A 12,924-nucleotide genomic window follows, 5' to 3' on the forward strand; every position below is an offset into this window, starting at 1 on the left:
CAGCCGAACGCAGCCTCGCGGTGCTCGGCAGCTGCTACAGGTCAGCGCAGGGCTGCTATCGCGTCGACGGATTCCCGGATCAGCGCCGGGCCTTTATAGATGAAGCCGGAATAGAGCTGCACCAGGCTGGCCCCTGCAGCGATTTTCTCAGCCGCGTGCTTGCCTTCGGTGATGCCGCCCACGGCGATGATCGGCAAGCGACCAGCCAACTCGGCCGCCAGCACCTTCACGGTGTGGGTGCTCTTGTCGCGAACCGGTGCGCCGGACAGACCGCCCGCCTCGTCACCATGTTCCATGCCTTCTACACCAACGCGGCTCAAGGTGGTGTTGGTGGCGATCACCGCGTCCATACCGGTTTCGATCAGCGCTTGCGCGACCTGAACGGTTTCTTCGTCGGTCATGTCCGGCGCAATCTTGATCGCCAGCGGTACATGTTTGCCGTGGCGCAGCGCCAGTTCTGCACGGCGCGTCGCCAGGTCGGCCAACAATTGCTTCAGCGAATCACCGAATTGCAGGCTGCGCAGGCCCGGGGTGTTCGGCGAGCTGACGTTGACTGTCACGTAGCTGGCGTGGGCGTAGACCTTGTCCAGGCAGATCAGGTAGTCGTCGACCGCTCGCTCAACCGGGGTATCGAAGTTTTTGCCGATATTGATGCCCAGCACACCCTTGAACTTTGCCGCCGCCACTCGAGCCAGCAGGTGATCGACGCCGAGGTTGTTGAACCCCATGCGGTTAATGATCGCCTCGGCATCCGGCAGACGGAAAATCCGTGGCTTGGGGTTGCCCGGCTGCGGACGCGGGGTGATGGTGCCGATTTCGACAAACCCGAAACCCAGTTGCGCAAAACCGTCGATGGCCGCGCCGTTCTTGTCCAGACCGGCCGCCAGACCCACCGGGTTCGGGAAGTCCAGGCCCATGACGGTCACCGGCAATTTAGCCGGCGCCTTGCACAGCAAGCCGTTGAGGCCCAAACGCCCGCCCGCGCCGATCAGGTCCAGGGACAGATCGTGGGAGGTTTCCGGGGAAAGTTTGAACAACAGCTGACGGGCCAGGGTGTACATGGGCAGGTTTGACTCTGGGCTACGAAAAGTGGCGGCGATTATAGCCGGGCATCGGGGTTGCAGGCGAGGCGCGCGAGAAAATCAGCGGGCGATGGCATATGCCTTGCACCGCCACTCACATCAGCACTCATGCCAACGGCGGGATGAGTCGAAAGACAAAGGCGTCGTCACTTGGCCTTGCCCCGGCAAGCAGCCCGGTCCGGCGCTTTTTTATGAAAGGTGTTTACAGATGATTGAAGTTCCAGCCAACCCTCTGGCCTGGGTCAACGGCAGCGATGCCCCGGAAAAGACCGAAATCAACCTCGGCTTCATGGCCCTGAGCGACTGCGCCTCGGTAGTGGTCGCGGCCACGCAGGGCTTTGCCCAACCGTATGGCCTGACCCTGAACCTCAAGCGCCAGTCGTCCTGGGCCAACCTGCGGGACAAACTGGTCAGCGGCGAACTCGACGCCGCCCACAGTTTGTACGGTCTGATCTACGCCGTGCATTTGGGCATCGGCGGTGTCGCGTCGACCGACATGGCGGTGCTCATGGGCCTGAATCAGAATGGCCAGAGCATCAACCTCTCCCATGGCTTGCAGGCGCTGGACGTGACCAGTCCTGAAGCACTGGAGCGGCACGTGCACCAAAGTCGCCCAAAACTCACCTTCGCCCAGACATTTCCTACGGGCAGCCACGCCATGTGGCTGTATTACTGGCTCGCGAGCCAGGGCATCCATCCGTTGCAGGACGTCGACAGCGTGGTGGTACCGCCGCCGCAGATGGTCGCGCACCTGCAAGCCGGGCGCATCGACGGCTTCTGCGTCGGTGAACCATGGTCCGCCAGCGCGGTGCAGCAAAACCTGGGGTTCACGATGGCCACCACCCAGACCATCTGGCCCGATCACCCGGAAAAAGTCCTCGGCTGCACCCGCGCCTTTGTCGAGCAATACCCCAACACCGCACGGGCGCTGGTGATGGCGATTCTGGAGGCCAGCCGCTTCATCGAAGAAAGCACCGAGAATCGCCGCAGCACCGCAAAGCTGTTGAGCGCTCCGCAATACCTTGACGCGCCACTCGATTGCATCGAACCGCGATTGCTCGGTGACTACGCCGATGGCCTGGGTAATCGCTGGCAAGACCCGCACGCACTGCGCTTCCACGATGATGGCGAGGTCAATCTGCCGTATCTGTCCGATGGCATGTGGTTCATGACTCAGTTCCGCCGTTGGGGCTTGTTGCGCGACGACCCGGACTACCTGGGCGTGGCCCGTCAGGTCCAGCAACTAGACTTGTATCGAGAGGCCGCCACCGCTGTCGGTGTGGCCGCGAGTGATCAGCCAATGCGCAGCAGCCAGTTGATCGACGGCAAAGTCTGGGATGGCCGGGACCCTGCCGGTTATGCCCGCAGTTTCAAACTGCACGCCATGAGCGACAGCTCGCCCCTTCTCGCCAGCCGCTGACAGGAGACTGCGAATATGTTGCGTATCCTGCTGATCAACGACACCGCAAAGAAAGTCGGACGCCTGAAGGCGGCCCTGACCGAAGCCGGGTTCGAGGTGATCGACGAGTCAGGCTTGACCATCGACCTGCCTGCGCGCGTCGAAACGGTGCGTCCGGACGTGATTTTGATCGATACCGAGTCACCGAGCCGCGATGTCATGGAACAAGTGGTGCTGGTGAGCCGCGACCAACCACGGCCGATCGTGATGTTTACCGATGAACATGACCCCAATGTGATGCGTCAGGCGATCAAGTCCGGGGTCAGTGCCTACATCGTCGAAGGCATCCACGCACAGCGCTTGCAGCCGATTCTCGACGTCGCCATGGCGCGTTTTGAAAGCGACCAGGCCCTGCGCGCCCAACTCAATGCCCGCGACCAGCAACTGGCCGAGCGCAAGCGCATCGAGCTGGCCAAAGGGCTGTTGATGAAAATGAAGGACTGCAACGAGGAAGAGGCCTACACCCTGATGCGCCGCCAGGCCATGAGCCGCCAGCAGAAGCTGATTCAGGTGGCGGAGCAGATCATTGCCATGAGTGAGTTGCTCGGCTGACTCCCCCAAACGATCGTTCCCACGCAGAGCGTGGGAACGATCAGCGTGAATGTGGCACAGATCTCGCAAAGTAATCACTACAGGTAACCAACGGCGGTTGCCCCACCTACGACAAAGACGTCGCTCACCTCATTTGCCCTTTGGCGAATCCGGTGGCGGCGTTTTTTTGTTTTGGCCCCACAGACCGGGGCCGGTGGTGCGGCCGATGCGGCGCCCCACCTGCAAGCTCATGACTCCTTCTCGAGACTCCTAACAGCTGAGGTGCGCGATGAATTCAAGCTTCTGGAAATCTGGCCATACCCCGACATTGTTCGCGGCCTTCCTCTATTTCGACCTGAGTTTCATGGTCTGGTACCTGCTCGGCCCACTGGCGGTGCAGATCGCCGCCGACTTGCACCTGACCACCCAACAGCGCGGGCTGGTGGTGGCCACGCCGATTCTGGCCGGGGCGGTATTGCGCTTTGTAATGGGCTTGCTGGCTGATCGCCTGTCGCCGAAAACTGCCGGGCTGATTGGCCAGGTGATCGTCATCTGCGCCCTGTTCGTTGCCTGGAAACACGGCATCCACAGCTACGAACAAGCGCTGTTGCTGGGCCTGTTCCTCGGCATGGCCGGCGCGTCCTTTGCCGTCGCCTTGCCGCTGGCCTCGCAATGGTATCCCCCTCAGCACCAAGGCAAAGCCATGGGCATCGCCGGTGCCGGTAACTCGGGCACTGTGCTCGCCGCACTGATCGCCCCGGTGCTGGCCGCAGCATTTGGCTGGAGCAACGTGTTCGGCTTCGCCCTGATCCCGCTGATCCTGACCATCATCGTCTTCGCCTGGCTGGCGAAAAACGCGCCTGAGCGGCCAAAAGCCAAGTCCGTGTCCGACTATTTCAAGGCCTTGGGCGACCGCGACAGCTGGTGGTTCATGTTTTTCTATAGCGTGACCTTCGGCGGCTTCATCGGCCTGGCCAGCGCCCTGCCCGGTTATTTCAACGACCAATATGGCCTCAGCCCGGTGACCGCCGGCTACTACACTGCCGCATGCGTGTTCGGTGGCAGCTTGATGCGTCCGTTGGGTGGCGCTCTGGCGGATCGTTTCGGTGGCATTCGCACCCTTCTGGGGATGTACACGGTGGCGGCGCTCTGCATCGCCGCGGTGGGTTTCAATCTGCCGAGTTCCTACGCGGCGCTGGCACTTTTCGTCTGCACCATGCTCGGTTTGGGTGCCGGTAACGGCGCCGTTTTCCAATTGGTGCCGCAGCGTTTTCGTCGCGAGATCGGTGTGATGACCGGTTTGATCGGCATGGCCGGCGGTATCGGTGGATTTGCGCTGGCAGCAGGCATGGGCGCGATCAAGCAAAGCACCGGCAGTTATCAACTGGCCTTGTGGTTGTTCGCCAGCCTTGGCGTTCTGGCCTGGTTCGGTCTGCACGGTGTGAAACGTCGCTGGAGAACCACGTGGGGTTCGGCGGCCGTGACCGCTGCACGGGTCTGAGGCTTCAATGAGCCTGCAACTGAGTTTTGCCGAAGCGAGCGCCATCGGCCCTCGCGAGGAGAATCAGGACGCCCTGCGCCTGGTGACTCCGGCCCCGGCGCTGGCGGCGAGTAAGGGCTACCTGTTCGCCATCGCCGATGGCGTCAGCCAGTGTGCCGATGGTGGCCTCGCCGCCCGCTCGACGTTGCAGGCCCTGGCGCTGGATTACTACGCCACGCCGGAAACCTGGGGCGTCGCGCAGGCCTTGGATCGCCTGCTACTGGCACAAAATCGCTGGTTGCAGGCCAATGGCGGTGGGCAACCGTTGCTCACCACCGTCAGTGCCTTGGTCATGCGCGGCAGGCGATTTACCTTGGCCCATGTCGGCGATTGCCGGGTTTATCGCTGGCACGCCGACACCTTGCAACGGGTCAGCGAGGATCACGTCTGGGACCAGCCGGGCATGCAGCATGTACTCAAACGGGCACTTGGGCTCGATCAGCATTTGGTGCTGGATTTTCTCGATGGCGAACTGCGCTTGAACGAAAGTTTCGTACTGCTCAGCGACGGCATTTGGGCCGTGCTGGGCGACACTGCGATCGCGGCAATTCTGCGCGATCAACCGGATTTGAACAGCGCGGCGCAGACCTTGGTCAGTGCGGCGCATCTGGCCGGCAGCCAGGACAACGCCAGCGCCTTGTTGGTGCGGGTCGATGCCCTCGGTGAAACCAGCATCGGCGATGCGTTGATTCATTTGCAGCAGTGGCCGCTGCCACCGGCCTTGAAACCGGGCCAGCCTTTCGAAGGCTGGCAGGTCGAAGGGATACTCGGCCAGAGCCAGCAGTCGCTGCTTTATCGGGTGCGCGATGGGCAACAACAGCCCTGGCTACTGAAAACCTTGCCGGGCGCGCTGCGTGACGATCACCTCGCAGGGCAGGCGTTGCTGTCGGAAGAATGGTTTCTCAAGCGCGTGGCCGGGCGGCACTTCCCTGAAGTCCATGCCGCCAGTCAGCGTCAGCATTTGTACTACGTGATGCGGGAATATTCCGGATCGACCTTGGCGCAATTGCACGCCGATGTAGGACCGCTGCCGCTGCCCCAATGGCAGGATCTGGCCGAACGCCTGCTGCGCGCCGTTGGCATGCTGCATCGACGGCAGATTCTTCATCGCGATATCAAACCGGAGAACTTGCTGCTGGGGGACGACGGCGAATTGCGCCTGCTGGATTTCGGTCTCGCCTACTGCCCGGGCCTGTCCGAAGACCAGCCTTCTGCCCTGCCCGGAACCCCCAGCTATATCGCGCCGGAAGCCTTTCGCGGGGACGCACCGACACCGCAACAGGACCTGTATGCCGTCGGCGTGACCTTGTATTTCCTGCTCACCGGGCATTATCCCTACGGTGAAATCGAAGCTTTCCAGCGCCCACGGTTCGGGGTTCCTGTCAGCGCCAGTCGCTATCGACCCGACCTGCCGGAATGGATTGCGAAAAGTCTGGAGCACGCAGTAGCGGCGGATCCGGATCAACGCTTTGAAACGGCGGAAGAATGGTTACTGCTGCTGGAACAGGGCGAGCGGCGCAGTTTGAGCGTGCGCCCCAGGCCGCTGCTGGAGCGCGAACCATTGAAGGTCTGGCGGACCTTGGCGCTGGTGTCGTTGCTGGTGAACCTGGTGCTGCTGTTTCTGCTGTTCCACGACTGACACCGCCCCCTTGTAATACCGATCCCTTGAGACCGCGCCAATTACGGGCAACATGCATTGTTTCGGTGCACAAACATCCCAATCCAAATGCCTAGAGCGCGATTCCCTCCAGTAAATCCGGGCACCTGAAGAACTTGGCACAACCACTGCATTACCTCTCTCACCATACATAAAGCCCAACCTTCAACGATGAAGGGTGCGCTGCCCGAGAGAACGGGACCAGGACAAAGGCGTCCTCGCTAGGCAACTAGCGGGACGCCTTTTTTTGTTTGCGCACATTTGTCGAGCAAGACCTGAAAGCCCTGTTGAGGCGAGTCTGAGCTCCCGGAGATCCTGATGAAAAAACTAAAACTGGTGATGATCGGCAACGGCATGGCCGGGGTTCGCACCCTGGAAGAACTGCTCAAGTTGAGCAATGAGCTGTACGACATCACGGTCTTCGGCGCCGAACCTCATACCAACTACAACCGCATCCTGCTCTCGCCCGTGCTGGCCGGCGAACAGACCTTCGAAGAGATCGTGCTCAACGATCTGGACTGGTACCTGGACAACAACATCAAGTTGCTGCTCAACCGCAAAGTGGTGGAGATCGACCGGGTCAAACGCCGCGTGATCGCTGAAGACGGCAGCGAGGCCGAATACGATCGCCTGCTGATCGCCACCGGTTCGACCCCGTTCATCCTGCCGATTCCCGGCAACACTCTGGACGGCGTAATCGGCTACCGCGACATCGCCGACACCCAGGCCATGATCGACACGGCGAAAACCCACAAGCACGCCGTTGTAATCGGTGGCGGCCTGCTCGGCCTGGAAGCGGCCAACGGCCTGATGCTGCGCGGCATGCACGTCACCGTGGTGCACATCGGCGAATGGCTGCTGGAACGGCAACTGGACAAAACCAGCGGCCAACTCCTGCAAACCGCCCTGGAAGCCCGTGGCCTGCACTTTCGCCTGTGCGAGCAGACCCAGGCCCTGCACGATGCCGGCAATGGCCGGGTCGGCTCGGTCGAGTTCAAGAATGGCGACATCATCCCCGCCGACCTGGTGGTGATGGCCGCCGGTATTCGCCCCAACACCGAACTCGCGGAAAAATCCGGCATCCCTTGCAACCGCGGGATTCTGGTCAATGACACGATGCAAACCTACGACCCTCGGGTCTACGCCATCGGCGAATGCGCCAGCCACCGCGGCATAGCCTACGGCCTGGTGGCGCCGCTGTTCGAACAGGCCAAGGTCTGCGCCAACCACCTCGCCCAACTGGGCTTCGCCACCTACAAGGGTTCGGTGACGTCGACCAAATTGAAAGTCACCGGCATCGACCTGTTCTCCGCTGGCGACTTCATGGGCGGCGAAGGCACTGAAACCATCACCCTTTCCGACCCTATCGGCGGGGTCTACAAAAAACTGGTGATCAAGGATGACGTGCTGGTCGGGGCCTGTCTGTACGGCGATACGGCAGACGGTGGCTGGTATTTCCGGCAGATCCGTGAGAACCACGCCATCGACGAGATCCGCGATCACCTCATGTTCGGCGAAAACGCCTTGGGCGACGTAGGACATCAGGGTCAGGACAAAGCCATGAGCATGGCCGACACCGCCGAAGTCTGCGGCTGCAACGGCGTGTGCAAAGGCACCATCGTCAAGGCGATTCAGGAACACGGGCTGTTCAGCGTCGACGACGTCAAGAAACACACCAAGGCTGCCAGCTCCTGCGGCTCCTGCGCAGGGTTGGTGGAACAGATCCTGATCAACACCGTGGGCGGCGCAGCAGACGTCAAACCGAAAAGCGAAAAAGCCATTTGCGGTTGCAGCGACCTGAACCACGGGCAAATCCGCCAGGCCATCCGCGACCAGCACCTGCTGACCATCGCTGGCACCATGAGCTACCTGAACTGGCGCACGCCGAACGGCTGCGCCACATGCCGCCCGGCGCTCAACTACTACCTGATTTCCACCTGGCCGGGCGAAGCCAAGGACGACCCGCAATCGCGCCTGATCAACGAACGGGCCCACGCCAACATTCAGAAAGACGGCACTTACTCTGTAGTCCCGCGGATGTGGGGCGGTGTGACCAATCCTTCGGAACTGCGGCGCATTGCCGACGTGGCCGACAAATACAACGTGCCGATGGTCAAGGTGACCGGCGGCCAGCGTATCGATTTGCTGGGGATCAAGAAGCAGGACCTGCCCGGCGTCTGGAAAGATCTCGACATGCCGTCCGGCCACGCCTACGGCAAATCCATCCGCACCGTGAAGACTTGCGTCGGCAGCGAGTTCTGCCGTTTTGGTACGCAGAACTCCACGCAACTGGGCATCGAGCTTGAGCACGACCTGTTCAACATGTGGTCGCCGCATAAAGTGAAACTCGCCGTCTCCGGTTGCCCACGCAACTGTTCGGAAGCGGGCATCAAGGACGTCGGAATTATCGGCGTGGATTCGGGCTGGGAAATGTACATCGGCGGCAACGGCGGGATCAAAACCGAGGTCGCGGAATTCTTCGTCAAACTGAAAACCGCCGAAGAAGTGCGTGAATACAACGGCGCGTTCCTGCAGCTTTATCGCGAAGAGGCTTTCTACCTCGAACGCACCGTGCACTACCTGCAACGGGTCGGCATGGAACACATCAAGAAAGCCGTGCTGGAAGACCCGGAGCGGCGCAAGGCGCTCAACGAGCGCTTGCAATTCTCCTTGTCGTTCGAACAGGACCCGTGGAAGGAACGCCTGGAACAACCGCTGCTGAAGAAAGAATTCGACGTCATCACAGTGAAGAATCTGGAGGTGCCGGCATGAACTGGCTGGATATCTGCGCACTGGAAGAAATCAATGCCCTGGGCTCGCGGATCATCGCTGGCCCGAAAGGCGACATCGCGATTTTTCGTACCAGCGACGATGAGGTTTTCGCACTCGATGACCGCTGCCCACACAAGGGCGGGCCACTGTCCCAAGGTCTGATCTACGGCAAACGAGTCGCCTGCCCGCTGCACAACTGGCAGATCGACCTTGAGACTGGGGAAGCCCAGGCCCCGGACATCGGTTGCGCTCACCACCACTCAGCACGGGTCGAGAACGGCCGGGTGTTGCTGGCTCTGCGGGAAGCAAACTGATGAACCAGATCACCGCTTCCACCTGTTGCTACTGCGGGGTCGGCTGCGGCGTGCTGATCGAGCATGACGGCGAGCGCATTCTCGGCGTCAGCGGCGATCCGGCCCACCCGGCCAACTTCGGCAAATTGTGCAGCAAAGGCTCTACCTTGCACCTGACCGGCGACCTCGCAGCCCGGGCCTTGTATCCCGAACTGCGCCTGGGCAAAGGCCTGGCCCGCAGCCGCACCGACTGGGACACCGCCCTCGATCACGCCGCCAGCGTTTTTGCCGAGACCATTGCCGAACACGGCCCGGACAGCGTGGCGTTCTACATTTCCGGGCAATTGCTGACCGAGGATTACTACGCCTTCAACAAACTGGCGCGCGCGCTGGTGGGCACCAACAACATCGACAGCAATTCGCGCCTGTGCATGTCTTCGGCAGTAGTTGGTTACAAGCGCAGCCTGGGCGCCGACGCACCGCCGTGCAGCTACGAAGACCTGGAACTGAGCGACTGCGTGATGATCGTCGGCAGCAACATGGCCTACGCCCACCCGGTACTTTTCCGTCGACTGGAAGAAGCGAAATCCCGCCGGCCGCAGATGAAAGTCATCGTTATCGACCCGCGTCGTACCGACACCTGCGATCTGGCTGACCTGCACCTGGCGATTCTGCCAGGCACCGATGTCGCCTTGTTCCATGGGATTTTGCACCTGCTGCTGTGGGAAGACTGGGTCGACCGCGACTTCATCAAGGCCCACACCGAAGGCCTGGCCGAACTGAAGAACCTGGTGCGCGATTACACGCCGCAGATGGTTTCGCAGCTCTGTGGGATCAGCACTGAACAACTGCATCAATGCGCAGAATGGGTTGGCACTTCCCCGAGTTTTCTGTCGCTGTGGTGCATGGGACTGAACCAGTCCACCGCTGGCAGCGCAAAAAACAGCGCACTGATAAACCTGCACCTGGCCACCGGGCAAATCGGCCGCCCCGGCGCAGGACCTTTCTCCCTGACCGGTCAGCCAAACGCCATGGGCGGCCGCGAAACCGGTAGCCTGTCGAACCTGCTGCCCGGCCATCGCGAAGCCGCCAATGCTGAACATCGCGCGGAAGTGGCAGGGTATTGGGGTGTGGATCAATTGCCTGCAAGCACCGGGCTTACTGCCATTGAATTGTTTGAGCAGGTGCGCAGCGGAAAAATCAAGGCTCTGTGGATCGCTTGCACCAATCCAGCACAATCAATGCCGGATCAAACCGCTGTGCGCGAGGCGCTGCAAGCCTGTCCGTTCGTGGTGTTGCAGGAGGCCTTCCGCACCACCGAAACCGCAGCCTTCGCTGACTTGCTGCTGCCTGCTGCCAGTTGGGGTGAAAAGGACGGCACGGTAACCAACTCCGAACGGCGCATTTCCCACGTTCGTCGAGCCATCGTCGCACCTGGCGAAGCCCGCTCTGACTGGGCGATCACCGTGGATTTCGCACAGCGCCTGGAGAAATATCTGCGTCCCGGACAAACCAGTCTGTTTGCCTTTGAAAACCCGGCGCAGATCTTCGACGAGTACAAGCAATTGACCCGCGGGCGTGATCTGGACTTGTCCGGCATCAGCCATGCGTTGATCGACCGCCTAGGCCCGCAGCAATGGCCTTTCCCCATGGGTGCCAGCGAAGGCACGGCCCGGTTGTATCTGGACGGGATTTTCCCGACGGCCAGTGGGCGCGCGCAATTCGTGGCCGACCCGTACCGCGCCGCCAAGGAACAACGCGACGCGCGCTTCCCGCTAACCCTGATCACCGGCCGCCTGCGCGATCAATGGCACGGCATGAGCCGCACCGGCACCGCCGCCCAGCTATTCGGCCACGTCAGCGAAGCCGTGTTGAGTTTGCACCCGGATGAACTGCGTCGGCATCGGTTGCAATCGGGCGACCTGGTCAGCCTGAAAAGTCGCCGTGGTGCGGTGATTGTCGCCGTTGGAGGCGACGACAGCGTGCGCCCCGGCCAGGCCTTTCTGCCTATGCATTGGGGTGATCGCTTCCTCAAGGGCGGCGTAAATACCCTCACTCTTCCCGCCTTCGACCCGCTATCGAAACAGCCCGAACTCAAACACAGTGGCGTGCGTCTCGAAGCTGTAAATCTGCCATGGCAGCTATTCGCCCTCATCGAAGGCGATGTTCAACAGAATTTTGAGACGCTACGACCGCTTTGTGAGGCGTTTTCCTACGTCAGCCTCAGCCTCGCTGGCCGTGAACGCCCCGCGCTGCTGATACGCGCTGCCAGCGCCGTCGCGCCCGATCCGCAACTGCTGCGCGACATCGATCAATGCCTGGGACTCAACGATGGCCCGGTTCTGGCCTATGACGACCCCCGGCGCTCCATCGGAAAACGCGTGCGGATCGAGAACGGCCGGATCACCGCGATTCGCCTGGCGGGTGAAACCCTTGCCCAACACTGGCTGCAAAGCCTGTGGCTGGAAGGTCGCGCTGACGAACAGCTGCGGCGCTGGCTGCTGGCACCGCTGAGCGCGCCACCAGGCAACGCCAATGCACCGGCCGCGGGGAACAAAACCCTGTGCAACTGCAAAAACGTCAGCCAAAGCGCAGTCTGCGCCGGCATTAGCCGCGGCCTGGACCTGCAAGGCCTGAAACAAGAATTGGGCTGCGGCACGCAATGCGGCTCCTGCGTCCCGGAAATCAAGCGTTTGCTGGCCGCCACTTCGCAGCCGGTCGCCGTCACCTCGTGAGGAAAACACTATGAGCGCAAAAGTCTGGCTGGTGGGCGCGGGTCCTGGCGATCCGGAATTGTTGACCCTCAAGGCCGTGCGGGCGTTGAGCGAAGCGGATGTGGTGCTGATCGATGACCTGGTCAACGATGCGGTGCTGGAACATTGCCCGCAGGCGCGGATCATTCCCGTGGGCAAGCGCGGCGGCTGTCGCTCCACACCTCAGGCATTCATTCATCGCCTGATGCTGCGTTATGCCCGCCACGGAAAATGCGTGGTGCGCCTCAAGGGCGGTGATCCGTGCATTTTCGGCCGGGGCGGCGAAGAGGCGCAGTGGCTGCGTGAACGTGGAGTCGAAGTGGAACTGGTCAACGGCATTACTGCAGGGCTTGCCGGCGCAACGCAATGCGATATTCCGTTGACCCTGCGGGGTGTTGCGCGTGGCGTGACGCTGGTCACCGCCCACACTCAGGATGGCAGCAGCCTGAACTGGCAAGCCCTGGCCCAAGGTGGCACGACGTTGGTGGTGTATATGGGTGTCGCAAAACTGAGCGAGATCCGTGAGCAGTTGCTCGCCGGAGGAATGGCGGCGGATACCCCGGTGGCGATGATTGAAAACGCTTCCCTGCCACACCAACGGGAATGTCGGAGCGACCTGACTGCGATGGAAGAAGATGCCTACGCCTTTAAGCTGAAAAGCCCGGCGATCCTGGTGATCGGAGCGGTCGCGGCCAGTGCAGAAGTATCCCTGTCGGTATCTGATTTCTCTTCGATTGCAGTCAATCAGTCAACCTGACTTCCCCCCGCTTCATCCCTCCCCTCATCAAATCGCAGACAAAGAAAAGCCCGGCCTAAGCCGGGCTTTTCAGAGCTGCG

General features: G+C 61.4%; 9 protein-coding genes. 8 read left to right on the forward strand and 1 reads right to left on the reverse strand.

Going from position 1 to position 12,924, the window contains the following annotated elements; all coding sequences use genetic code 11:
• Positions 1-41 precede the first annotated feature (41 nt).
• Entirely contained in the window at positions 42-1,061 is a 1,020-nt protein-coding gene (locus tag ACQ4OB_RS26340; protein WP_076030344.1) for a quinone-dependent dihydroorotate dehydrogenase, read from the reverse strand.
• Between the two features lie 229 nt (positions 1,062-1,290).
• On the opposite strand from ACQ4OB_RS26340, the gene ACQ4OB_RS26345 reads away from it, so the two are divergent.
• From ACQ4OB_RS26345 to cobA, 8 genes are all read left to right on the forward strand, one after another.
• On the forward strand, positions 1,291-2,502 hold the full coding sequence (locus ACQ4OB_RS26345) for a CmpA/NrtA family ABC transporter substrate-binding protein (protein WP_102616251.1): 1,212 nt from the start codon (positions 1,291-1,293) through the stop codon (positions 2,500-2,502).
• 15 nt (positions 2,503-2,517) lie between these two features.
• Positions 2,518-3,093, forward strand: a complete 576-nt coding sequence (locus tag ACQ4OB_RS26350) for an ANTAR domain-containing response regulator (protein WP_074875038.1) — start codon at positions 2,518-2,520, stop codon at positions 3,091-3,093.
• Between the two features lie 268 nt (positions 3,094-3,361).
• Complete coding sequence (locus tag ACQ4OB_RS26355; protein WP_102616250.1) at positions 3,362-4,573, forward strand: nitrate/nitrite transporter; 1,212 nt, start codon at positions 3,362-3,364, stop codon at positions 4,571-4,573.
• Between the two features lie 7 nt (positions 4,574-4,580).
• Positions 4,581-6,251, forward strand: a complete 1,671-nt coding sequence (locus ACQ4OB_RS26360; protein WP_430956751.1) for a protein kinase domain-containing protein — start codon at positions 4,581-4,583, stop codon at positions 6,249-6,251.
• 336 nt (positions 6,252-6,587) lie between these two features.
• The gene (gene nirB, locus ACQ4OB_RS26365) at positions 6,588-9,041 is read left to right on the forward strand and encodes a nitrite reductase large subunit NirB (protein WP_074875032.1); all 2,454 of its coding nucleotides are present in this window, start codon (positions 6,588-6,590) and stop codon (positions 9,039-9,041) included.
• Positions 9,038-9,355: a nitrite reductase small subunit NirD gene (nirD, locus tag ACQ4OB_RS26370; protein ID WP_074875030.1), complete on the forward strand. Its 318-nt coding sequence runs from the start codon at positions 9,038-9,040 to the stop codon at positions 9,353-9,355. Before nirB ends, nirD begins: the two co-directional genes overlap by 4 nt.
• A complete protein-coding gene (locus ACQ4OB_RS26375) occupies positions 9,355-12,069 on the forward strand; it encodes a molybdopterin-dependent oxidoreductase (protein WP_430956752.1) in 2,715 nt (904 codons plus the stop codon). Before nirD ends, ACQ4OB_RS26375 begins: the two co-directional genes overlap by 1 nt.
• Before the next feature lie 10 nt (positions 12,070-12,079).
• Positions 12,080-12,844 (forward strand): uroporphyrinogen-III C-methyltransferase, encoded by a 765-nt coding sequence (gene cobA / locus ACQ4OB_RS26380; RefSeq protein ID WP_430956753.1) that lies wholly within the window; start codon positions 12,080-12,082, stop codon positions 12,842-12,844.
• Positions 12,845-12,924 lie beyond the last annotated feature (80 nt).

The organism is Pseudomonas sp. ES4, from assembly GCF_050586665.1.
GTDB lineage: Bacteria > Pseudomonadota > Gammaproteobacteria > Pseudomonadales > Pseudomonadaceae > Aquipseudomonas > Aquipseudomonas frederiksbergensis.